22 protein-coding genes and 1 CRISPR repeat array are annotated in these 21825 nt (G+C 70.9%); of the genes, 10 read left to right on the top strand and 12 right to left on the bottom strand.

The window, feature by feature from the left end; all coding sequences use genetic code 11:
• From BLS43_RS27265 to BLS43_RS27230, 8 genes are all read right to left on the bottom strand, one after another.
• A partial coding sequence (locus BLS43_RS27265; protein WP_093089581.1) for a 2,5-dihydroxypyridine 5,6-dioxygenase NicX family protein occupies nt 1–683 on the bottom strand: 683 nt, incomplete at its 3' end.
• Between the two features lie 6 nt (nt 684–689).
• Complete coding sequence (locus BLS43_RS27260; protein WP_093089580.1) at nt 690–1526, bottom strand: alpha/beta fold hydrolase; 837 nt, start codon at nt 1524–1526, stop codon at nt 690–692.
• The gene (locus BLS43_RS27255) at nt 1523–2128 is read right to left on the bottom strand and encodes a hypothetical protein (RefSeq protein ID WP_093089579.1); all 606 of its coding nucleotides are present in this window, start codon (nt 2126–2128) and stop codon (nt 1523–1525) included. Before BLS43_RS27255 ends, BLS43_RS27260 begins: the two co-directional genes overlap by 4 nt.
• A complete protein-coding gene (locus BLS43_RS27250; protein ID WP_093089578.1) occupies nt 2125–2784 on the bottom strand; it encodes an SRPBCC family protein in 660 nt (219 codons plus the stop codon). Before BLS43_RS27250 ends, BLS43_RS27255 begins: the two co-directional genes overlap by 4 nt.
• A 42-nt stretch (nt 2785–2826) precedes the next feature.
• Nucleotides 2827–3687: an FAD binding domain-containing protein gene (locus BLS43_RS27245; RefSeq protein ID WP_093089577.1), complete on the bottom strand. Its 861-nt coding sequence runs from the start codon at nt 3685–3687 to the stop codon at nt 2827–2829.
• Nucleotides 3684–4778 (bottom strand): PEP/pyruvate-binding domain-containing protein, encoded by a 1095-nt coding sequence (locus BLS43_RS27240; RefSeq protein ID WP_093089576.1) that lies wholly within the window; start codon nt 4776–4778, stop codon nt 3684–3686. The genes BLS43_RS27245 and BLS43_RS27240 overlap by 4 nt, the downstream gene beginning before the upstream one ends.
• On the bottom strand, nt 4775–6652 hold the full coding sequence (locus BLS43_RS27235; protein ID WP_093089575.1) for a PEP-utilizing enzyme: 1878 nt from the start codon (nt 6650–6652) through the stop codon (nt 4775–4777). The genes BLS43_RS27240 and BLS43_RS27235 overlap by 4 nt, the downstream gene beginning before the upstream one ends.
• Nucleotides 6649–7338, bottom strand: a complete 690-nt coding sequence (locus tag BLS43_RS27230; RefSeq protein ID WP_093089574.1) for an isochorismatase family protein — start codon at nt 7336–7338, stop codon at nt 6649–6651. Before BLS43_RS27230 ends, BLS43_RS27235 begins: the two co-directional genes overlap by 4 nt.
• A 364-nt stretch (nt 7339–7702) precedes the next feature.
• On the opposite strand from BLS43_RS27230, the gene BLS43_RS27225 reads away from it, so the two are divergent.
• Both BLS43_RS27225 and BLS43_RS27220 read left to right on the top strand, forming a co-directional pair.
• On the top strand, nt 7703–9118 hold the full coding sequence (locus BLS43_RS27225; protein WP_093089573.1) for an ammonium transporter: 1416 nt from the start codon (nt 7703–7705) through the stop codon (nt 9116–9118).
• A 171-nt stretch (nt 9119–9289) separates the two neighbouring features.
• A complete protein-coding gene (locus BLS43_RS27220; protein ID WP_093089572.1) occupies nt 9290–9979 on the top strand; it encodes a GntR family transcriptional regulator in 690 nt (229 codons plus the stop codon).
• Nucleotides 9980–10117: 138 nt separating this feature from the next.
• Here BLS43_RS27220 and BLS43_RS27215 read toward each other — a convergent pair whose 3' ends face one another.
• Nucleotides 10118–11251, bottom strand: coding sequence for a type I restriction enzyme HsdR N-terminal domain-containing protein (locus BLS43_RS27215; protein WP_176921584.1), 1134 nt, complete (start codon nt 11249–11251; stop codon nt 10118–10120).
• Nucleotides 11242–11700, bottom strand: coding sequence for a hypothetical protein (locus tag BLS43_RS27210; RefSeq protein ID WP_143030255.1), 459 nt, complete (start codon nt 11698–11700; stop codon nt 11242–11244). The genes BLS43_RS27215 and BLS43_RS27210 overlap by 10 nt, the downstream gene beginning before the upstream one ends.
• Nucleotides 11701–12090: 390 nt before the next feature.
• Between BLS43_RS27210 and BLS43_RS27205 the strand changes: the two genes are divergently transcribed.
• Nucleotides 12091–12372, top strand: coding sequence for a hypothetical protein (locus tag BLS43_RS27205; RefSeq protein WP_093089569.1), 282 nt, complete (start codon nt 12091–12093; stop codon nt 12370–12372).
• A 244-nt stretch (nt 12373–12616) separates the two neighbouring features.
• A CRISPR array of direct repeats spans nt 12617–13232; the repeat unit is 37 nt; unit sequence GTCACAAGGGATAGCCCGCTCAATAGGGCATAGCAAC.
• Between the two features lie 170 nt (nt 13233–13402).
• On the opposite strand, the gene BLS43_RS27200 is transcribed toward BLS43_RS27205, so the two are convergent.
• A complete protein-coding gene (locus tag BLS43_RS27200; protein ID WP_093089568.1) occupies nt 13403–14194 on the bottom strand; it encodes a hypothetical protein in 792 nt (263 codons plus the stop codon).
• A gap of 584 nt (nt 14195–14778) precedes the next feature.
• On the opposite strand from BLS43_RS27200, the gene BLS43_RS27190 reads away from it, so the two are divergent.
• The 7 genes from BLS43_RS27190 (at nt 14779) to BLS43_RS27160 (ending at nt 21327) form a co-directional block, all read left to right on the top strand.
• Nucleotides 14779–16920, top strand: coding sequence for a hypothetical protein (locus BLS43_RS27190; protein WP_143030254.1), 2142 nt, complete (start codon nt 14779–14781; stop codon nt 16918–16920).
• A gap of 129 nt (nt 16921–17049) precedes the next feature.
• Entirely contained in the window at nt 17050–18042 is a 993-nt protein-coding gene (locus BLS43_RS27185; RefSeq protein WP_093089565.1) for a hypothetical protein, read from the top strand.
• On the top strand, nt 18039–18704 hold the full coding sequence (locus BLS43_RS27180; protein ID WP_093089564.1) for a hypothetical protein: 666 nt from the start codon (nt 18039–18041) through the stop codon (nt 18702–18704). Before BLS43_RS27185 ends, BLS43_RS27180 begins: the two co-directional genes overlap by 4 nt.
• Before the next feature lie 17 nt (nt 18705–18721).
• Nucleotides 18722–19087, top strand: a complete 366-nt coding sequence (locus tag BLS43_RS27175; RefSeq protein ID WP_093089563.1) for a hypothetical protein — start codon at nt 18722–18724, stop codon at nt 19085–19087.
• A 13-nt stretch (nt 19088–19100) separates the two neighbouring features.
• On the top strand, nt 19101–19859 hold the full coding sequence (locus tag BLS43_RS27170; RefSeq protein ID WP_093089562.1) for a hypothetical protein: 759 nt from the start codon (nt 19101–19103) through the stop codon (nt 19857–19859).
• Between the two features lie 11 nt (nt 19860–19870).
• Entirely contained in the window at nt 19871–21046 is a 1176-nt protein-coding gene (locus BLS43_RS27165; protein ID WP_093089561.1) for an OmpA family protein, read from the top strand.
• Nucleotides 21043–21327, top strand: a complete 285-nt coding sequence (locus tag BLS43_RS27160; RefSeq protein WP_093089560.1) for a hypothetical protein — start codon at nt 21043–21045, stop codon at nt 21325–21327. Before BLS43_RS27165 ends, BLS43_RS27160 begins: the two co-directional genes overlap by 4 nt.
• On the opposite strand, the gene cas2 is transcribed toward BLS43_RS27160, so the two are convergent.
• Nucleotides 21309–21590 carry a CRISPR-associated endonuclease Cas2 gene (cas2, locus tag BLS43_RS27155; RefSeq protein WP_093089559.1) on the bottom strand — a complete coding sequence of 94 codons (282 nt, stop codon included), beginning with the start codon at nt 21588–21590 and terminating at the stop codon, nt 21309–21311. The genes BLS43_RS27160 and cas2 overlap by 19 nt on opposite strands.
• Nucleotides 21591–21825: the final 235 nt, after the last annotated feature.

Here is a 21825-nt window from a genome sequence, read left to right as displayed (position 1 = left end):
AACCCCTGCTCGATCGTCAGCTCCACCGGCGCCTGCACATAGGTGTTGAACGGCAACAACACATCCCCCGGCGCCAACACGATCCTCCCGTCCACCCCGTCGTCCGCCCCACCGGTGAACACGAACGCCGCAGGCCAGTGATCCCACCGACCCGGCTGGTCGGTGTAGCCGTACTCCGACAACGTCGGATACACCCCCAACCGGTAGGTCACATCCGTACCGTGCGGACTGGTGATCCGCATCGTCTGCGCCTTCGCCAACAACTCCGCCCCGATCTCCACCCGCTCCCGCAACTCACGAGTGGGCATCAACCGAGCCAACAACGACGCCGGCTCCACCGCGGTCAGGATCCGCGTCCCCGCCCCCTGGATCTCGAACTGCTCCGGACTGAACAACAAGAACGTGCAGTCCACCACCATGTCCACACTCTTGAGCGCCTCCACCGCGAGCCGGTTCGCCGCCAACCCCGACTCACCCACCGCCCACGCCCCGGACGCGCTCGTCGGCGCGGGCAGCCGCAGGTGGAAGCCCTGCGCCCCCAACTTCCCGATCGCCCACAGGAAGGCGTCCGCGTACTCCGCGCGCTCGTCCCCGCGGGTCAGCACGGCCACGGTCTCACCCTCGTGCACCGCCGACAGGGTCAGCTGCTGCAGGCAGATCTCGTTGAACAGGTTCTGGTCCATGGCTGGCTACTCCTGGGGATCGAGGAACGAGAGCAGGTGCGGGCGGACGACGGTGAGGAAGCCGGTCAGGTCGTCCCAGGGCACCATGTGGCCGGTGCCCGGCACGGCGAGGACGGGCAGATCGGGACGGGTCCGGCGCAGCTCCTCGGCCGTGTCGTCCGGGACGACCGGGCTGTCCGCCCCGCGCACGAGGACGACCGTCCCCCGCAGCGCGGTCCAGTAGTCGAAGAAGTCCTCCGTCTCGAAGCCCTCGTGGGTCTCGACGACCGCGGTCTCGTCGCAGGTGGCGAGGAACCGGGCACGCATCTCCAGCTCGCGCTCGGGCCAGCGCGGGTAGAACGCGCGCACGCCGTCGGCGTCCGTGCCCCGTCGGGCCTGGTGGAGCTGGTCGAGGAACGCCTGCCTGCCGGTGGGGTAGGGGGCCCGGCCGGGGCCGGAGGTGGGTGGGTCGACCAGCACCAGCGGCCCGTGGTCCTCGGGTGCGTGGAGCACCGCGTAGGCCGCCGCGATCCGCGCGCCCATCGAGTGGCCCACCAGGACCGGCACCCGCAGGTCGAGCCCCTCGACGAGGCCGGCGACGTCCGCGGCGTAGTCCGCGAGGCGGTAGGCGCCCGACGGAGCCCGGTCGCTCTCGCCGCGGCCGCGCACGTCCGGCACGGTCACGCGGTAGCCGAGCGCCGCGAGCCGGACGGCGAGGAAGTCCGCGCACACCGCGGGGCTCGTGATGCCCGGGACGAGGAGCAGGTCCCGGTCGCCTTCCCGGCCGTAGCGCAGGACCCGGTGCCGCAGCCCGTTCGCCCGCACGGTGACGCTCGTGCCCGCGATGTCGAGTGACGTCGTCATCGGTGCGCCACCTCCGCGGGGAGCTGGTCGATCGCCCACTCCAGCAGGGGCGGCGCGTACTGGGCGGCGGTCGGCACACGCACACGGTCGGCCATGTAGCGCAGCTTCCGCTCGGCCTGCAGCCGCGAGCACACGCCGGACCGGACCCAGTCGCGGGTCAGACCGGCGAGCGTCTCGAGGAAGGACAGCGAGTCCGCGGCCTGGACCTCGTCGGCGCCGTCGATCCCACCGACCTCGTGCAGCCCGACCAGGCGCCGGATCTCCGCCGGGTCGACGGTGGCGGCGACCGCCCCCAGGCCCCCGAGCCAGACGGTGACGGCCTCGGCCGAGCGCAGCGAGTGGGCGTAGAGGTAGACCGGGTCGTCCCAGCGCTGGTCGGCGTGGCGCAGCACCGGTCCACCGGGGAACATGCGCTCGACGTCGTGGGTCAGGGCCGCGACCCGCATCTCGGCGGTCGCCGTGGGCGCCAGGTGCACCAGCCAGTCGCGGGCGCGCACCAGGTGCTCGGCCTGCCCGTACGGCACGATCCACTCGGCGGCGAGCGCCTCGACCTCGCCGCCCGCCTCGACCCGCGGCGCCGTCCACGGCTGCGTCGCGGTCACCGGGACCGCCGGTTCTGCCAGACCGCGATCCCGCTGAGGACGGCCGAGACCGCGCTAAGCACCACGGAGGCGAGGGTCCAGCGGTCGGGTCCCGGGCGGGCGGCGGGCGCCGGGGCCACCGCGGACGGGGCGGACAGGGCGGACGGGGCGGACGCACGGTCGCCCAGGTGCGCGGTCCCGATCGCCGGGCGACCGGCGGGCATCTCGGCGCCGCCCAGCGCGGCCTCGAGGTTGCGGGAGAAGGCGGCGGTCACCTTCCCGGCCTGCTTCGCGACGACCTTCTGCCCGACGCTGCCCAGGGCGCCCGCGAGGACCACGTCGCCGTCGACGGACACGGTGGTGCGGTCGGGCCCCGCGGCCTCCACCTGCACGGTGACCGCGGCCCGCACGTTGCCCATGGCCCCGCGCACGGTCTTGCCGGTCGCGGTGAAGGCGATGAGCTTCTCCGGGACCCGCTCGACGATCGTCACCGCCGCGGCGAAGGTGGCGGACATCGGCCCGACGCTCTGGGTGATCCGGACCTCGATGTCGTCCGGACCGGTCTGCGTCAGGCCCTCGACGCCGGGGACGCACGCGGCGACCCTCTCGAACTGCTCGAAGAAGGCCCACACCGAGGCGGGCGGCCTGCCGACCTCGAATTCCTCACGGAGTTGCATGATCTCTCCTCCACCCGCGCAGCGGTCCGCGGGTACGTCGGGTCACGGGCGCGCGGCCCGCAGGTCGGTCAGCGCGCGGCGGAGGTGGACCGGGACCAGGTGGCGCCGGTAGGCAGCGGACGCGCGCACGTCGGAGGGCGGGTCGATGACCTGCGCGGCGGCCGCGGCGGCCGCGTCGAGATCGGCGTCGGTCAGCTGCGTGCCCTCGAGCGCGGCCGCCGCCGCGGTGGCGAGGACGGGGCTGTCCGCCACGCCGCCGAGGGCGATCCGGACGCCGTGCCAGCGGCCGTCGGCGCCCCGGTCGCCCGTCGCCACCACGCTGACGACGGCGAAGTCGTTGTGCTTGCGGCAGTACTGCCGGAACGCGGCGTGCTGCGGGTGGCTGGGGAACTCGACCGCGACGAGCAGCTCGTCCGGTTCGAGCACCGTCGCGTACGAGCCCGTGTACAGCTCCGCGACGGGGATCCGCCGCACGCCGCCGGGTCCCACCGCGACCACCGTCGCGCCGAGCACGAGGCAGGCCAGGGGCAGCTCGCCCGTCGGGTCGCCCTGGACGAGCGAGCCGCCGATCGTGCCCCGGTTGCGGACCTGCCGGTCGCCGACGCGGGTCACGATCCGGGCGAGCAGCGGCAGCCGCTGGGCCACGAGCGGCGAGCGCTCGAGGGTCGAGTACCGGACCAGCGCACCGATCTCGGTGCGTTCCCCGTCGACGCGCAGGTCGTCGAGCTCGTCGATCTCGTTGATGTCGACGAGCGCGTCGGGCCGCCAGAGCCGCATGTTCAGCATGGGGACCAGGCTCTGCCCGCCGGCGAGCACCCGGGCACCGCCCGCGTGGTCACGCAGGTGCGCGACGGCCTCGGCGACCGTGGTCGGCCGGTGGTAGGCGAAGCGGGCGGGCTTCACGAGGGCCGCTTCCCCGTGGCGACACCCGTGCCGGAGAACCGGGCCAGCACGTGCCCGACCGCCGACTTCGGGGCGGCCACGAGCTGCTCGGCGCGGCGCTGCGCCCACACCGTCTCCGGTCGCACCTGCAGGACGTGCACGTCGCCCGCCTCGGAGACCGCCCACTCGATGTCCTGCGGGGCGCCGCGGTGGCGCTCGATCCGCTTGGCCAGCGTGGCCAGCTCGTCGATCTCCTCGTCGGTCAGGCAGGGCAGCTCGCGCCGGTCCTCGGCGACGGGCACCAGACCGACCACCCCGGTCGCGGGGTCGACGCCGTACGCCGACTCCTGCGGGGCGAGCTCGCGCCGGACCACCTCGAAGGTCACCTTGTCGACCACGAAGCGGCTGGGCGTGACGCCGCCGCCCACCACCCCCTCCCCCAGGCCCCAGCAGCCCTCGACGACGACCTTCGAGCGGTCCCCGGTCACCGGGTCCAGGGTGAACATGACGCCGGCGGAGCGCGCCTCGACCATCTGCTGCACGCCGACGCAGATGCCGTGGTCGTCGAGCACCGCGTCGGCGGTGGCCTCCGGCTTGTAGGTCAGCACGGCCGGGCCGAACATGCCCGCCCAGCACCGCCGGACGTGCGTGAGGACGTCGTCGGCGCCGCGGATCCACAGGAAGGTGTCGTACTGGCCTGCGAAGCTGGCCCCGGCGAGGTCCTCGGACTCGCCGCTGGACCGCACGGCGACGGGCAGCCGGGCGCTCCCGGCCTCCTCCTCGAGCCGGGCGTAGGAGGTGCGGATCGCGTCCTCGAGGGCCGCGGGCACGGTCGCGTCCTCGATCCGCGCGGAGAACTCCGCGCTCAGCTCCTGGACGCGGGCGAGATCCGCCCCGCGCGCCTCGGTCCGCACCGCCCTGGCCGCGTCCGCGAGCCCGGACTCCGCCAGGAAGTAGCGGTAGGCGGAGGTGGTGACGCCGAAGCCGGGCGGCACGGCGAACCCGGCCGCGGTCATCTCGGCCAGGCTGCCGAACTTCCCGCCCAGCAGTGGGCTGGCGACGGCGGCGGGATCGTCGATCCGGAGGACGAAGGGGGTCTCCGTCGTGGTCATGCGGTCACGTCCTCGAGCACACGGACGACGCCGTTGCCGCCGTCGACCTCGATGAGCTGTCCGGTCTTGATGGTGGTCGTGGCGAAACCGGTGCCGACGACGGCGGGGAGGCCGTACTCGCGGCACACGATCGCCGTGTGCGCCATGATGCCGCCGACGTCGGACACCGCGGCCGAGAGCCGGGAGAACACCGGCGCCCAGCTGGGAGCGGTGATCCGGCAGACGAGGATGTCCCCGTCCTCGACCTCGTGGAGCTGCTCCGGGTCGAGGATCACCCGGGCCCGGCCGGTCGCCTTGCCCGCGGAGGCGGCCACGCCGTTGAGCCGGTTCGGGTCCTGGTCCTCGGAGCCGAGCCACTCCTGCACCGACTCCTGGTTGATGCCCCACAGCATCACCGTCAGGGGCTCGGTGATGTACTCCGGCGGCACGCCGAGCGCGGGCTGCGGCGGGTTCGCCTTGAGCACCTCGCGGATGCGGCGCCTGCGCTCGACCTCGGGCCGCCAGTAGGTGACACCGCGGGCCTCCGTCCCGGTCGCCCACCCGATGTTGAGGTCGTAGAGCGCCGAGTAGATCTCGTTGCGGTGCAGGTAGAAGATGTCCTCGCGGTCGTCGAGGAAGCCGTGCGCGACGAACACGTCACCGAGCTCGCGCACCTTGGACCAGAACATCGAGTGGTGCCAGTGCTCGACGTAGAAGTTGTGGTTCTCCACGAACGGGAAGACCTGGCGAGCCAGCTCGACGAGCCCGTCGAAGGACTCCCGGTCGGCCTCGGTCGGCAGGTAGGTGCGGTACTCGTCGGTGACCCGGACCCGCTCGGCGAGGATGGCCTCGAGCGGGCGGTCGATGTCCTGGCCGTCGAGCAGGTTCTTGATGTAGCCGCGCAGGGCGGTGAAGGGCAGCCGCAGGTCGTCGATCCACGCCCGGTCGCTGTGCTGGTAACCGGCGCCCGTGGAGAACCAGAACCACGGGTCCTTGGCCTTCTCGAACGCCTCGACCCAGCGGTCCCCCGAGGGCGCTCCGGCGACCGCGGCCAGGGCGGCCGCCGGGTCCTCGGTCCCGAGCAGCGGCCCGGTCACCCCGAGCTCGACGGCGAGGCGCGCGAGGGCGCGGACCTCGTCGTCCGGCCGGAACAGCATGATGTCGATGCCGGAGACCATGCTGGCGATGGTCTGGTCGGTGATCCCCGGGAAGGCGGCCTGGCAGAACTCGCGGAAGGTGAGGTAGGCGCCGTAGCCGAGGTTGAGCATCTCGAAGTGGTAGGAGCCCATCTCGAACAGGTTGTGGATGAGCTCGCTGTACCGGGTGAGCAGGTCGTAGCTGGAGTACAGGCCGCGGTGGGCGAACACGGCGGACTCCGGCTCCTTGTCCGGCAGCGGCGCGAAGTGGATGCCCTTCAGCCGCTCGATGCAGTCGGTCGCCTTGGCCACCCACTGGGCGTAGATCTCGTCCCAGTTCTCGTAGTAGTGCCCGGCCCGCACCGCGAAGTCCTCGGCCCGCGCGGCGATCTCGTCGGCGTCGGTCACCGCGTTGGGGCTGATGTAGAGGTAGCCGTTGATGATCCGGTGGTCGATGCCGCCCGCGAGCGGGATCGGCCAGACCCGGGTGGACATCTGGCTGACCGCGACCCACCAGTTCTCGGTCATGATCGTGTCGAACGGGTAGAGCGGCTCGGGGTTGTGCATGCCGTCGAAGAACCAGAACTTGCCGTCCTCGAGCTCCGCCCGCTCGCTGCTGAGCAGCGCGTAGTACGGGTACATGCTCTCCCAGCCCTCGGCGCCGGGCGGCGTGGTGACCGCGAAGGGGCTCGCGAAGCGCTTGCCGGGCACCGCCCGGGCGGGCTCGAAGGGCAGCGGACCGGGGCTCGTGGGGGTCATGCGGGGACCTCTGACTTCGGCTCGGTGGTGGACGGCGGTGCGGTGTCGGGGCCGCTCGCGCGGGTGAGGTAGTCGAGGACGTCGGGGAGGTCGACGACGTCTCCGTACTTCTCGTCGATGTCGAACAGGTTGGCGGCGTGGGGCCCGGCCGCCCGGTCGGCGACGCACTCCCGCGGCACCAGGGTCGGGAAGCCGTACTGGACGGCGTCCACCACGGTCGCCCGGACGCAGCCGCTCGTCGTCGCCCCCGTGACGACGAGCGTGTCGATGCCCCGCGAGACGAGGTAGGTGGCCAGGTCGGTCCCGAAGAACGCCGACGCACCGGTCTTCACGACGAGGTGCTCCTCGGGCCGGGGGTCGAGCCGGTCGTCGATCTCGACGAGCCTGCTGCCCGCCGTCAGGGCTGCCATGCCGCGCGCCTTGCGCAGCCAGGTGAGCGTCTCGATCTGTCCCGGGTCGTAGGCGATCGTGGTGAACACGACCGGTGCGCCTGTGGCGCGTGCGGCGTCGAGCAGCCGCGCGGTGGCGACGACCGGGCCGGTCATGTCCGCACCCGTCGGGTAGGAGGGGTCGGTGAAGCCGTGGCTGAAGTCCACCACCACCACCGCGGGACGGGCGCCGCGCGGGACGGAGTGGCCGAACCCCGCACGGTCGTACACACGGGCCGTCTCGGGCTCCTGGTCCACGGGTACTCCTCTCGCGACTGTCGTCTCTCGATCTGACTGGCATACATGTATACCAGCCACAACACCGAGGCTCCGGCTGGAGGCCGAGCGACACGAACTCTGCCTCACCGAAGACTCGAACGGAACCCTCTCGCCGCAGGAAACATGATTGAAAACGGCGGAAACGCGTTCGTTACAGTCCGCATCCTCGCAGCTCAAAGCCGGCACGACGACCTCTTGTCACAGATTGCATACCGGTATACGTTCCTGCCGCGGTCCACGCTCCGGCCCTCTCCGCGGGTGTTCAGGGGCGCGCCGCCGACGCTCGTCGCTCCTCCCCCGCTGCGGGTCCGCAGCACTCGGCACTCCTCGACCGGAGATCCTCATGCCGCAATTCCCCGAGCAGGCCTCCACCGAGTGGATCCTCTCCACCTTCGTCTACACCGTGGGGGCCATCGCGGTCCTCCTCGTCGTCGTGGGCCTCGTGTTCATCGACGTCGGACTGGTCCGGCGCCGCAACGTCCTCGACACCGCACTGCAGAAGATCGGCGCCGCGATGGTCGGCGGGCTCGGCACCCTGCTCGTCGGCTACCCGATCTGGCAGTGGCAGTTCAACCAGGCCTTCGGCGTCCCCGACCCGTTCCTGCAGGCGATGCGGGACTGGTGGCTGGGCGGTGCGTTCACCACGACGGCCTCCCGGCACATCGATCCGTCGGCGCTGCCGGAGGCGGACGTCCTGCAGATCTTCCTGGTCTTCTTCGTGACCTTCACGATGGCGACCGTCGCGCTCATCCACACCGGGGTCGTCGAACGCATCAAGGCGGTGCCGCTCTACGTGATGTCCTTCGTCGTCGGCGCGGTGCTCTCGCCCCTGGTGGGCTACCTGTGCTGGGGTTCGCTGTCGCCGCTCACGCTGCGGGGCACGCACGACTTCGACGGTGTGTTCCCGCTCTACATCACCGCCGGGACGTTCGTGCTCGTGCTGGCCTGGCGCGTCGGCCCCCGGCTCGGGGCCTTCGGCGCCGCCCACCGCACCGGTGCCCGGCCCGCCGCCCAGAACCTGTCCTTCGTGGGCATCGGGATGCTGCTGATCCTGCTCGCGCTGCCGTTCATCACCCTCGGCAGCGGCTACATCGTCCCCGACGTCGGCTTCTTCGGGATCTCGTTCACCGAGAGCGGGATGGGCCTGGTGATCGTCAACCTGGTCGCGGCCATCCTCGGTGGCGCCGTCGTGGGCCTGTTCCTGGCCCACCGCCGGCACGAGCCCACCTGGGCCTTCCTCGGGCCGATCTCCGGCGTGGTGATCACCGGGACCCTGCTCGACATCGGCACCGCCTGGCAGTGCCTCCTGATCGGCGCCCTCGGCCCGGTCGTCGGGCTGGGCACCGCAGCCCTGCTGCGCAGGCTCCGCATCGACGACCCCAAGGTCGTGCCGCTCGCCCTCGGCCCCGGTGTGGTGGGCGCGGTGCTCACCGGCTTCCTCGAGTGGGGCACCCGGACCGGCGGCTACATCGGGCTCGAGGGGCCGTACGCGGTGGGGGTCGCCCAGATCACTCCGTGGTGGCAGCTCGCGGGCGTCGCGGCGACGATGCTGGTCGCGGGCGTCCCGGCCCTGCTGATGTGCCTGCTCTTCGAGCGGTTCGGCGGGCTGCGCGCGGACGCCGCCGCGGAGGTCGCGGGCCTGGACCGCACCCGCTGGGGCGTCGAGAACTCCTCGGACGACCTCGATGCACCCGCCCTCCCGGCGGAGGGCGCCTCGCCGGTGGAGCAGGAGGAGTCCGCCACGGTCACCTCGGCGTGAGCGCCCCCTCCGCGGCGTTCGGCGGCGCGGCCGGCGCCACGGAGGACCACGGAGGGCCACGGCCGGTGAGCCGACCCGTATATTCGGCGGGCAGGCCTACCGTGGTGATCCGCGGCCGTGGGCGGGAGCCGGCGGGCGTCCGCGGGGATCGCTCAGGATGGAGACCGGTACATGCAGCTCGTCGGGCGAAACGGTGTCCCGCTGGCGCAGCGCACGAGCGAGGGCGTCGCCCGGGTGCTGCGGGACGAGATCCTGGCCGGGGGTCTCAAGCCGGGGGAACCACTGCCGGAGCGCGCCCTGGCGGAGAGCCTGGGGGTCAGCCGGACACCCGTCCGCGAGGCACTGTTCACGCTGCAGAGCGAGGGCCTGGTCGAGCTCACCCCGAACCGGGGTGCCACCGTGCGCACGATCACCGCGCGGGACATCCTGCAGATCTACTCGCTGCGCACCGTCCTCGAGGCCTACGCGGCGGGCGAGGCGGCCCGCACCCGCACCCGCGCGGACCTCGACGCGCTGGTCGACGCCCAGGCCAGGCTGGAACGGGTCGGGAGCACCGGCACCGCCGTCGAGCAGGCCCTCGCCGACCTGGCCTTCCACAACCTGATCAGCGACGCGACCGGGAGCCGGATGCTGCAGTCCGTCATGGGTCAGGTGCTCGCCTTCACGGTGAGCTACCGCTCCCGGTACGCCTATCCGGCCGATCAGTCGGCGCTGGCCGTCGAGCAGCACCACGGGATCCTGGACGCGTTGCGCGCCCAGGACGGTCCGCTGGCCGAGCGCCTGATGCGGGAGCACGTCGAGTCCTCTAAGGCGTTCGCCCTCGCACACTTCGACGAGAGCGAGCACGCCGTCGTCCCCTGAGCCGGGACCCGTGGGCGCGGCGCCGGCTTCAGCCGCTGGTCGATCATCCGCCAGTGGCCGGCCGCTCGCCGGCTAGCGATGTCGCCGAACGTGAGGGACTCGTGCTCCTCCGAGGACGAGCCCCCTCCTGCCGGTCGGTCACTCCGTGGTCGAGCCCCCCTCGCGGCTCAGGTAGTTCGCCACCGTCTTCCGCAGCGCATCGGCGTGGAGGTAGATGTCCTGCGGCGAGTCGATGGGCAAGCGGGTCTCGGTCTTGTTCTCGTCGAAGACGCCCAGATACCTCTGCGAGCGGTTGAACCACAGCCGGGCGACGGGCTTGCGGTTGTTGTCGTCGAGCAGCACACCGAAGTACGTCTGGGTGTCCCGGGCCGCAATGCGCTCGACGGCGACCTCACTGCACACGATCGCGCGCACGATCTGGAAACCCTCGATCTCCTCGTCGGTGGTGACGACCAGCCTCGTGGCGTCGGGCTCCTCGACCTCCCCGGCGACCGCGACGGCGGTGGTGCGCACCGGAGCGGGTGCCGACGGAGTCACCGTCGCTGCGGCGTCGTCACCGAGGGCGGTCTTGAGACGCTCGTTGACCTGCTCGGTGAGGAACTGTGTGGCCGCCTTCGGCACCAGCGTCTCGAACTGCTCGCGAACCTTCGCCGTCACACTCTTCTCGTACACCCGCGAGGCGAAGAACTTCACCCACTCCGAACTCGGCGCCCGGAACTCCGCGGCGAGAGCACGCTTGATCTGACCGATGTACTTCAGCTCGCCCGCCGCATTGATGACCGAATCGAGGTCGAACGACTCCTTCGTGAGCTTCGCCAACTCCGGCAGCAGAGTGGCATCGATCGCGGCCAGGTCGAGTACCAGGAACGGCTTCTCGTCCATCTTGTTCGGTGCGTCGAGATCCGTGTAGAACTCGTACACCTCACCATTGGTCAGCACCGCCACCCGAGCGTTGGTGACCGCGAAGTACCGGAACAGCTGGGACGAGTGCTGGATCTTCAAGGGCTCGATGACCTTCTTGCACTCGACCAGGATCTGCACCTGGCCACCGTGCACCAGGGCGTAGTCGATCTTCTCGCCCTTCTTCACCCCGACGTCGGCCGTGAACTCCGGGATGACCTCGGACGGGTTGAACACGTCGTAGCCCAGCACCGAGCCGATGAACGGCATCACGAACGCGTTCTTGGTCGCCTCCTCGGTCTCGATGGCGGCCTTGTGCCGGCGGACCTTCGTCGCCAGGTCGTAGACGCGTTCGTTGATGCTCACAGACATGCCCCCAGGCTCTCGGCCCCGCCCGGGGCCCTCACAGGGCACATCGGAGAGTCGATCAGCGTCGCTACACCCAACGTGCTCGGCTCATCACAATTGGTGAGCGGGGCACGAGCAGCACGACCACTGAGCATTCGGGTCGGGCACAGGGTCGAGAGCTGCAGCGTGTTCGGGGACCCCTGGAGCTGGGCGACATAGCGCTCCAGCAGCTGGTCGAGCGTCGCGTTGGTCTTCGGGTACCTGCGCTCGGCGACCTCGACGAGGAGGCGGTCCCGCGCCCGCTGGGCGTCGCGCACCGCGTTCGGGCCCTTCGGGATCACCTCGGTCAGCACGTGCCGCTGCTTCGTGAGCGGGTCCAGCCCGCCGTACACCCGCACTCGCAGGGGGCCGCTCGCGAGGGTCTCGATGTTCCCTCGGGCGCGTCTCGTACCGGTGCCTGGTCGACCTGTCATGGCACGCAAGTTAGGGCGACTGGTGCCACATGTGGTGCCACGATGTCGGTCCCGGCGATCATGGAGTCCGACGTTCGTGCTGGTCAGAGTGTGGAGCGGGCGACGGGAATCGAACCCGCGTAGCTAGTTTGGAAGGCCACGGGTCGAGGTGATCCACCACTTCTACCTGCACCTACAGTCTCCGCGGAGCACCCTCTGATGGCCCCCTGAGTACACCTGTAGACCCATGTTCGTGCCATATGTGTTTCCACGCGGCGGGGCCTTGGTTCAACTGGTGACAAGTAGTTTCAGCGACTGCTGAGCCGCCGCGTCGAAGGTGTCGTTCGGACTACTCAACGGCGTCCGCGGCTGTCATCATCGAGTCCAGACGAGCCGAACGAGGAAGCAGCGATGACGACCCAGCCCGGGCCCACGCCGTCCCGCAAGCCGGCTCCGACCCTCGACGAGATCTTCGCCAATGCGAAGGCGGTCGACAGCATCGACGAACTCGCCCAGGACGGGATCTTCGAGGACGACGCCGAGCTCGACGAGTTGCTCGCCGACGTCCACCGGATGCGCCGCTCCAGCGTCGCTGGACGTGCGCCGGATAGTCATAAGCTCCGCTCGAGAGCACCTGCGCTCTCGCAAAATCGGGACGACGCCACCTCCGCAACCGCCGATGGCCTGACATGACGCAACACACATTGTTGACAGCGATCCACAGTCCGCCGCTGGTCAGAACCCTGATGATCAAGCCTGAACAGATCAACTTCTAGAGAGCAGAAACGGCGAGGTGCTCGCAACCTCCGTTTCCGCAGGTCGCGAGCCTGCGGCCCGCCACGCTCACAGCGCCAAAGCTCGGCTCGAGCTTCCCGAGACCACGGTGCTCGCAACGATCTTCATCGGCCCTGGTCAGAGGCCCCGAATTCGAGGTAGGGTCACAAGGGATAGCCCGCTCAATAGGGCATAGCAACGGAGTCGCTCCACAGTGTCGATGCTGAACGGCTTGGTCACAAGGGATAGCCCGCTCAATAGGGCATAGCAACGTACCGACGTGGTAGCCCTCGTGGCGGACGATCTCGTCACAAGGGATAGCCCGCTCAATAGGGCATAGCAACCGACGAATGACGCGAACAGCATTCGGCGGGACTTCCTGCCGTCACAAGGGATAGCCCGCTCAATAGGGCATAGCAACCCGAGCTGCCAGCTCTCGAACTGGATGAGTCCGGCCGTCACAAGGGATAGCCCGCTCAATAGGGCATAGCAACGCAACTGCCCGGTCGGTGCCGTAGTAGTCCAGTCACAAGGGATAGCCCGCTCAATAGGGCATAGCAACCGTAGGTGACCTCCAGGTACTGAGTGGGCTCGGGCTCGCGTCGCAACGGATAACCCGCTCAGTAGGGCATAGCAACGCCAGACGACCGCGCTTGGTCTCGGGGTGGACCGTCGCAACGGATAGCCCGCTCAGTAGCGCATAGCAACGGTTCTCCACCACGTGCTGAATCTCCTTGTTGAGGTCGCAACGGATAGCCCGCTCAATAGGACATAGCAACGGAACTTGCACAGTGCCTCGGCCATCGTGTCGCCAACGGTCGCAAGCAACAGCACCGCTCAGTAAACGCGTCGGAGAGCTGGTCCTGTCATCGCGCGGGTCGTGGACCTGTGCACGACACAGCACGCTGCCCCGACCCGCGAATCGCGGGCCGGGGCAGCGCTGGGTGGGTCAGACCTTGTCCGGCGCCACCCACCCCGCCGGGGTCCCCCACGTCCCGACGGGAACTCGGGCGATCGGGCGCGACGGGTCGTTGAGGCCCTGGGTGCTCAGGGCGTACCCGTTGCCCGCGTAGATCGCGGTGTGACCGTAGGGGGCGGCGACGGTGGGCCAGAAGAGCATCGCTCCCACCGGCACGTTCGCGGCGTCGGTCCAGCCGGTGACCAGCCCGGCACGCTGGTAGGCGTAGAAGCGCGGGGCGGCGTTGCCCGCGATCCGCGGCGTCGACCCCGACCCGAAGAGGTAGGAGCCGTAGGTGAAGGCGGCGCACCAGCCGGACCACATACCGTCGTTAACCCCAAGGCCAGCAGCCTCGGCGCCCGAGGGCCGGGTCTGCCCGACGTGCTCAGCAGCCCATCGGACCGCGGACACCCCGCGGTCGGCACCACACGGCGGGCTCTGGCGCCACTGGTCGATCACCCACGAGGAGTGGACGAAGCCGGTGCGCCCGCCACCGGCGACGAAGAACCATCTCTGCGAGGTGTACTTGCCGGTGGCTGTGGAGCCGTCGATCCAGCAGATCATGGTCACCGGGGCCCGGGCCGGGAGCTGACCGGTCGGCTGGCAGCCGAGCAGGCCCGTGTTGACGCAGTCCCGCAGGTTCGCGGCACCCTGTAGCGAGGGTCCGGGAGCGGCGGCCGCGCTCGTGACGGGGACGGCGACCACGAGAGCTGCGAGGGCGACGATCGTGACCAGGAGACGTCGCAGGAGCTGCGTCCCGGGGCGGTGGGCGGTGTGGTCCATGGCGTTCCTCTCGCCGAGGAGTGGGGGCACCCCGCCCTGACGGACAGCTACCCGGGTCTCCCCAGGGCATGGCACTCGATCACAAGCCCGGCCTCGTCCCGGGCCTGCTCATCGGGGAACACGAGGTCGTCCCGCTCAGGGCACGCCGCAGCGACGGCGGAGGCCACAATGAGGAGCACACCGGGGGTGCGGGGCGGGAGGTCCACGACGCGCTGCCTGCGGCGCGTGACGTTCAGCGGGACGACTCCCACGGTCGTCTCGAGTGTTCCCGACGTGGCTCGGTCCACTTCGCACCGCGCGGGTGGGTCGGTGGCCGGGATGTCCACGCGGCGCCCGTCGACCAGGACGACCGTGACGGAGTGCGGCGTGTGGTTCCGAAGCTCGAAGGGCGGCACCCTCGTTCCCTCCCCCGACGCACCTGACCGAACCTGCGCCGGATGAGCGCGCACGGTATCGGGTGGCCGTGTCAGCGAGGTTGTTGCGGTGTGTGACGTGCGGCCTGGCACGATTCCTCCTCGATCGGGTTACGTGATCAGCAGACGGACAGGGGGCGAGGCGTGGTCGCCGGGACCGTGGTGCATGTCGTGGGGGACGCGGACACGGGGTTCGACCAGAACAGCCCACCGCCAGGAGCCACGCGCCTGGAGCACCGAGCCAGCTGGCTCTCCCGGCTCGGCGAGGCCGACGTCGAGGAGGCCCGCCGGCTGGTCTCGACCACCTCCAGTGCAACCTTCTCCCAGACCCCGCTCGCCGGTCTGCTGAGCGCGATCCCAGCGGGACAGGAGCTTCTGCTGGTCACGACGTCCGCGGCGTCGGGAAAGCTCGCTACCGGACCGCTCGGCAGGGCGCTCGCGGCAGCGCTGACGAGGTGGCCCAAGGTCTACGGCTCGGAGATCGCGACGGTGAGGCTGGTCGAGGTCGAGGGCTTCAACGACGAGGCCGTCGTCGGGCCTCTCGGATCGGCTCTCGCCGAGCGTCGGGACCTGCCGGTCGTGCTGTCGATGGGGTCGGGCTCGACCGGGCTGCAGCTCGCCGCGATGGCCGCCGTCGTCGAGTCGGGACGCCGCTGGGAGGTCCGTGCGGTCGAGCCCCCGCACCCGCGGGTCGCGCTGCTCCCCGAGCAGGACTCGCATCCGCTCGTACCCTGGCTCATCCGGCTGGGCTTTCCGGAGCGGGTCCGACAGTGGGCGCAGAACCACACGGTCGACCCGGCTCTCGTCGACTACGCCAAGGACCTCTTTCACGCGCACAAGCGTGCAGTCGAGTCCAGCCAACCCGACGCGGGTGACCTGAGCGAGCTGGTACGCAGCGACCTTCGACGGCGCGACCGCAGCGCTGGCCTGAGCATCCGGTCATGGATCATCGCCGAGTACGAGCGGCAGCGCGCCCTCGACGTCCAGATCGACTCCGAGACCCCGAACCTGCTGGCCGACCTCGGTCGGCGTTCCCTGGGAGAGCTGTTCGAGGACCTCGAGGCGGCCGACCCGAGTCTCTTCATCGTGGAGTCGGCCCGCTGGCTCGCAAGCAAGGAGGTCAAGAACGCGAACACGTTCGCTGCGCAGAGCGTCCACCTCACCGCGCCCTCCTGGGAGAAGCTGGCGCCTGCACTGTTCGAGGAGAGTCCGGGCATTCCGGTACCGCCGGAGATGCCGCGGTTCCGCGTGCCCGGTCGGCGGCTGGCTGTGGTCTGGGCAGTCGGCATCGCTCGCGGTGGCGCCTGGGAGACCTACGCCGAGACCCTGAGCAGGCGACCGCTGGACGGCGAGCTCGTCGTCCAGCTCGGAGACGGTGTCGCCGCCCTGCATGGGGTCCTGGTGCACACCCCGGAGTCTGCGAGCAACGCCAAGGCTCAGATCGATCTGCTCGCGGACAAGGAGCGCTGGACGGGCTCGGCCTTCGCCGAGCGCGTCGGAACTCCGCTCGGGGTGGAGCTGCCGACCGACTCAGATGTCGCCGTGCGCGTCAGCGCTGAGCTGGAGCGGATCGCCCCCGACGCGGTGATCGTCGTGCCTACCGGCCCCAAGTCGCTGACCACCTCGATGCTGGCCGGGGCCTTCAGCTACACCACCCGCACCGCCCTTCCGCTCTTCCTCGAGTGCACGGACCGGCGATCCGAGCATCCTCGCTATCACCGCGTGCTACCCATGCTCGGGGCAGACGACCAACTGGTGGCGCTCGCCGAGATCGCGCTCAACCGCCTGGAGTTCGACACGGCGGCCCGGCTGCTCGCTCTCGGCTCCACCTCCACCCGAGAGCTGGTCCGTCCGGTCCGTGAACTCGGCACCGCGTTCTACCGGCGCGGCGGAGAGCGGGCCGCGGTGACCCTGTGTCGGTCCCGGCTGCGAGCGGTCGGACAGTCCGGACCGGGGATCGCGGCGTTGCGGCTCACGGTAATCGCCAACGAGGCGGCGCAGAAGCTGTGGAAGCACGACGAGACAACTCCGAAGGCAAAGCGCCGGATGGTCCAGCTCAAGAACGTTCGCAACGCCCTCACCGTGACCCACGGCACGCAGAGCCTGAGCCAGGCGCTTAAGAAGTTCGCGTCGATCGGTGGACACGCGATGAAGATCGACGAGCTCGTCGGCGGAACCCTGGGCGGCACGCCGGACGACTCGTTGGTTCGACTCCACGAGGACCTTGTCAGACGGCTGCAGGCGCGGTTACTCGCCGTCGGCTCCCTGATCCGCCGCGCCGGAGAGCTTTACTCCGAGGAGGCGAGCCCGTAGCTTTCCACCTCGCGCTACGGCGCACGTGGGATCCCCACAGCCCTCGCGGGCATCTGGACCGTCGTCCTCGGACGTGGCCCGACAGCTCGACCGTTCGGTCGGCATCGTCGTGCCCTCTGGGAGGTCTGGGTGTCCGCGTTCGTCATTCTGGAGCGTGCCGAGGTTCAGGACGCGACGTGGCAGGCGCTGAGCCGGCTGCGGCACTTCAACCACACCGGCTCCTCCTGCGCGGGACGGCCCGCGGTCACCGCCGGGCAAGAGCTCCGGTCTGGGTGCGAGCCCTGCGGTGACCTTTACGTCGACGCGCTCCTCCACGTCGCAGTGAAGGTGAGGGCACCGCAGGACACCCCGGCTTACGTCTACACCGTCGTCGCCAACTGGTCGAAGGACTGGGTCGCGAAGCGGAACGCCCGCGCCGACGGTGTTGCCAAGCCTGAGCGGCGTGACGGGGCGGTCGGTCGGATCCGGGTGGCGATCGCGACCGGTCCAGAGTCCCGTTGGCGCGACCGCCTACTGACCCTGTTGCTCACAGAGGCGAGCCGACGCGGGCGCGTGAGCGCGGAGGGCTGGCCCTACAGCGACCTCGTTCAGGCCAAGAGCCGATTCTGCGGGCGTTCGGTAACCGTCGAGGGGCTGCGCCGCGACGTCGAGTCGGTCCTCAGCGTCGTCGTCGACACCGTCGGCCATCGATGGCTGGCGGACAACGTGCAAGCACCGATCCAGCGCCGCAACGCGGAGTTTGGCGCTCTGAACCTCGACGACCCGGACCAGGCCGTCGACATCCCCGACAGCGGCCTGGCCCGGAAGACCGACCCGCTCGCGCCGCGGTTCTGGCGCGCGCTGCGCACCGCGCCGGATCCGGTCGAAGCGATGCGGTCGGCACTCGGCCCGGCGGCGGACGGACCCGCCGCTACCCGGGCTGTGCGCGCGCTCACCGTCGAGTATCTGGCCGATCTGGCCCGGATCCAGGTCGAGCACCGAGGCCGGCACGCGGTGACCCCCAGCGCCGTTCGTGCGGCGGTTCGGAGCCTCGCCGGTCCGCAGGCCGCACGCCGGCTGACTGACCCGCTCGTCACCGCGGTGGTCATCGCCACCCAGCCCACCCCCGCGAAGGGATCGTGATGCTTCCCGACTCCCCCATCGCCCGCCCGCTGCCCTACTGGCTCGGTCCGTGGTGCACCGACATCGTCAACGGGACCGTCGACGCGCGCCGCGGCCTCCCCCTGCCCGACGGCGTGGGCGCCACCCCGCACGTCGACGTGCTCGGGCGGGCGTTCACCGACCGTGCTGAGCGGGAGCGCATCCGGCTCACCCGCGCCACGGCCCGGCCGGCTCGCCGCCGCGTGGCGTGCCTGGCGCGCATAGAGGTGCTCACGGCTCAGCTGGACGAGCTGCGTGCCGGGCTCGCGGAGCTGGGTGCCGAGCCCAGCGCCGACGACCTCGCAGCTCGCCGGATCGGCGAGGTCGACGCCGCGGACGCACTCGTCCACGCTCGCCGGCGGCGCGAGCACCGAGCCGACCGTGCCCGAATGCGGTGTGCCGTGTCCGACGTCGAGCGCGCTCTCGGCGAGGAGAGGCTCGCCCTGGCCACAGCCGAGCAGCAGCTCTGTGCCCGCCACGAGCTCGCGGCCGCCCGCGTGCACCGCCTCCACGCCCACACCCTGCGCCGGATCAGCACCTACGAGCGGCGGCTGCTCCGCAAGCACCCCGCGGCCGAGCTGCTCACACGCAGGTGGTCGCACGAGCGGCCCGTCGTCCCCGCGTGGACGCTCCCGTCCGTCTGAACCCAGAGGAGAATCCCATGTTCCGACGCCCCCTGGCGGCGCTGTCCCTCGACCGTGCCCGCCCTCGACCGTTCACCACGCCGACGCCGCGCACCAAGGCGGAGGCGCACGCCGAGTTGGCCGGCCTGGTCGAGCGGCTCCTGCCTGCCGCGGTCGACGAGGGCAGCGCCGCCGTGCTCGACGCCGTCCTCACGGCCTGGGCCGCGGACTGGCTCCAGCGCGTCGACACCGAGCACCTCGACCACCTCGGCGCCCTGGACCGCCTCGTCGGGATGGCCGAGGAGGCAGTGGCTGCCGCCGAGGCCGAACACCAGTCGGCCGCCCACCGCCTCCGCCTCGCCGACACCGACCTCACCGCCGCCCGCACCCGACTCGGCGCCTGACAGGAGACCTGCCATGACCCTCACACCCCTCACTCCGCCGCATCCCGACCGGCAACCGCACCGGGTCCACGAGTCCCGTCTGTCCACCGTGGGCACCTGGGTCCTGGTCGTCGCCGCGATGGGGGCCGACCTCGCCGCCCTCTACTCGGTGCTGCAGATCCTGTTCCGCAGCAACGACGTCGTCGTGGCCGTCGGGGCGGTCGGCCTGCTCGCGGCCTCCGTACTGGCCGCCCACCACGTCGGCGTCGCGGCCGCGCAGCTGCGTGCCCGAGACCCCCGGGCCAGCCGGATGCTACGCAACTGGACGGTCGCGGGCTGGCTCGCCATCGGGCTCGCCGCGGCCGCGGTCCGGGTCGTGGCTCCCGGGTCGGCGTCCGGCTTCGGGACGAGCGCCGACGCCGGGCCGCACGCCCGGGACGTCCTTGTCGCGCTCCTGTTCCTCGCCGTGCACATGGCCTGCGGGCTCGCCGTGATGCACCACGCCCGGACACATCACAACCCGCTGGTCGCCGCGCTGCGTCGGGCCCGCCAGGAGCGACGGGCTGCTGCCGCGGCCGAGTCACGGGCCGGAGCGACCGCCGTCCGCGCCCGAGCAGTCCTCGCTCAGCATCGTGCCGAGCACCAGCGCGAGGTGCGGCGCTGCGAGATCGCTCGAGCCGGGGTGCTCGCCGATCTCGCCGAACTCCGTCACACATCCCGCGTCCTCCTCTCGATCGGGCTGCAGGACGCCCCGACGACCGACGGCCTCACTCGCCGCCTCCCCCTCGACTGACTGGAGACCTCATGTCCCGCTTCGGAATCGCATTCCCGCTCGTCGCCGCGGTCGCGCTGCTCGCCGCCTGCGACGGCGCCGGCTCGGCCAGCACTCCGGTCGGGTCGAGCGTCGGCTCCTGCCCGAGGGCGCCGGGTCCGGTCGCGCTCGTCGAGTCCGGTCGGCAGGGCAGCCCGGAGCCCGTGCTCGACGGGCGCGCCCGCGACCTGGTCATGGGACACGTCCTGAGCGGGCGGGGCGGCCCGCAGCTGACTCTGGTCTCGGTCGAGGGCGAGCCGCGGGTGGTCGCGGCGCACGCCTTCAGCTCCGACGCCGGCAACGACGCCGCACTCGCCGACGACCGCGCGGCCTTCCTCCGCGGTGTCGAGGAGGCGGTGGCAGGGCTGCGGGCCGGTACGGCCGAGGCGGACCCGCTCGGCGCCCTCGCGCTCGGCGCGCGAGCCGCGAGGCAGGGCACCGTCGTGCTCGCCGACTCGGGCCTGCAGACCGTCGCACCGCTCGACTTCCGACAGACCGGTCTCCTCGATGCCGACCCGGCCGACGTCGTCGAGCACCTTCGGGCGCAACGTCGGCTTCCCGATCTGACAGGCGTGACCGTCGTGCTGTCCGGGATCGGGGACGTCGCGGCTCCGCAGCTGGCGCTCGACTCCGGCCGCCAGGGCCGCCTCGTCGCGATCTGGAGTGCCATCGCGACGGCGGGTGGCGCCGCCTGCGTCGACGTCGACCGGACACCCCGGGTCCCGGCGGCCGTTACGGGGACTCCCGAGGTCGGGATCGTCGAGGTCCCGCCCCCGGCGAACCCCGACCTGAAGTCGAGCACGCTCGTCCTCCCGGACGACGAGCAGGTCGGGTTCCGGCGGGACACCGCTGACTTCCGGTCCCCGGACGCCGCCCGCGCCGCGCTGCGCCCCGTCGCCGAGTGGCTGACCGCGCACCCCGACACCGCCGTATCGCTCACCGGGACCACCGCCCGCGTCGGCGACCTCCCCGGCCAGCGCCGACTCGCCCTGCAGCGTGCCGACGCGGTCAAGGCCGTGCTGGTCGACGCCGGAATCGCGGGCGAACGGATCACGACGGCCGGGGTGGGCAGCGAGTTCGCCGGCTACACCCCCGACCACGACGCGACCGGCACCCTGCTCCCGGCCGAGGCGGCCCGAAACCGCACGGTTCTTTTGGAGATCCGGTGACCGAAATCGACATCCTCGATGCTCTCGGCCTCGATGATGTCGACCCCGCCCGGGTCCGCCAGCTCCGCATCGCCTTCCGGCGGGCCTGGGACGTCGAGATCGGCCGCCGGTGCCTCGGGCTCCTCACCGACATCGAGGCCGACGAGCTCCGCGCGCTCAGCGATACCCGCAGCGCCCGGACCTGGCTCGACGCGCACCTACCCGAGCACGCGGAGCTGGTCCGGGGTGCCTTCGAGCAGGTACGCGCGGAGTTCCGCGCCGCTCACCGGACGATCCAGTAGTCCGCCCGCTCCTCCACCACCCGCGCGCCGATGATCGCCCGCTCCGCGAAGCTCTGCTCCGAGGTCGGATAGAGCCGCACCTGGTCCTCGAGCGTGTCGATCCGGGCGCGGATCTCCGCCTTCAACTGTCGCAATTCCTCCACCGAGCGCAACTCGCACTCGAACACCGACAGCTGCACCCGCGGCCCATACCCCGACAACAGCATCGCGACGTCCTCGCGCCGCCTGTCGTCCGTGATGTCGTATGCCACCACCACGATCATATCAACTCGACCGCCTTCACTCCATTCTCGCTCGACAACGTTGGCACTCCACTTTGAACACCATTTGAGCGGACTATCGCTTGGTAGAAACTCGACTGATGCTCAAGCGATGCAAAGTGACCGTTGCTATGCCCCATTTGAGCAGCCTATCGCTTGCGACAGTGCCCCGAAACGCGATGGTGGCGAAGCTGATGAAGGTTGCTATGCCCTATTGAGCGGGCTATCGCTTGCGACC

The sequence above is a fragment of the Pseudonocardia oroxyli genome (assembly GCF_900102195.1).
GTDB classification, from domain to species: Bacteria; Actinomycetota; Actinomycetes; order Mycobacteriales; family Pseudonocardiaceae; genus Pseudonocardia; species Pseudonocardia oroxyli.
This window is presented reverse-complemented; position numbering and strand designations above follow the sequence as displayed.

What these genes read in the sequence shown, in the direction of transcription:
- BLS43_RS27260 (WP_093089580.1), bottom strand. Translation starts at nt 1,526, where the DNA reads ATGACGACGTCACTCGACATCGCGGGCACGAGCGTCACCGTGCGGGCG.
- BLS43_RS27250 (WP_093089578.1), bottom strand. Translation starts at nt 2,784, where the DNA reads ATGCAACTCCGTGAGGAATTCGAGGTCGGCAGGCCGCCCGCCTCGGTG.
- BLS43_RS27240 (WP_093089576.1), bottom strand. Translation starts at nt 4,778, where the DNA reads ATGACCACGACGGAGACCCCCTTCGTCCTCCGGATCGACGATCCCGCC.
- BLS43_RS27235 (WP_093089575.1), bottom strand. Translation starts at nt 6,652, where the DNA reads ATGACCCCCACGAGCCCCGGTCCGCTGCCCTTCGAGCCCGCCCGGGCG.
- BLS43_RS27225 (WP_093089573.1), top strand. Translation starts at nt 7,703, where the DNA reads ATGCCGCAATTCCCCGAGCAGGCCTCCACCGAGTGGATCCTCTCCACC.
- BLS43_RS27220 (WP_093089572.1), top strand. Translation starts at nt 9,290, where the DNA reads ATGCAGCTCGTCGGGCGAAACGGTGTCCCGCTGGCGCAGCGCACGAGC.
- BLS43_RS27215 (WP_176921584.1), bottom strand. Translation starts at nt 11,251, where the DNA reads ATGTCTGTGAGCATCAACGAACGCGTCTACGACCTGGCGACGAAGGTC.
- BLS43_RS27210 (WP_143030255.1), bottom strand. Translation starts at nt 11,700, where the DNA reads ATGACAGGTCGACCAGGCACCGGTACGAGACGCGCCCGAGGGAACATC.
- BLS43_RS27205 (WP_093089569.1), top strand. Translation starts at nt 12,091, where the DNA reads ATGACGACCCAGCCCGGGCCCACGCCGTCCCGCAAGCCGGCTCCGACC.
- BLS43_RS27200 (WP_093089568.1), bottom strand. Translation starts at nt 14,194, where the DNA reads ATGGACCACACCGCCCACCGCCCCGGGACGCAGCTCCTGCGACGTCTC.
- BLS43_RS27175 (WP_093089563.1), top strand. Translation starts at nt 18,722, where the DNA reads ATGTTCCGACGCCCCCTGGCGGCGCTGTCCCTCGACCGTGCCCGCCCT.
- BLS43_RS27170 (WP_093089562.1), top strand. Translation starts at nt 19,101, where the DNA reads ATGACCCTCACACCCCTCACTCCGCCGCATCCCGACCGGCAACCGCAC.
- BLS43_RS27165 (WP_093089561.1), top strand. Translation starts at nt 19,871, where the DNA reads ATGTCCCGCTTCGGAATCGCATTCCCGCTCGTCGCCGCGGTCGCGCTG.
- cas2 (WP_093089559.1), bottom strand. Translation starts at nt 21,590, where the DNA reads ATGATCGTGGTGGTGGCATACGACATCACGGACGACAGGCGGCGCGAG.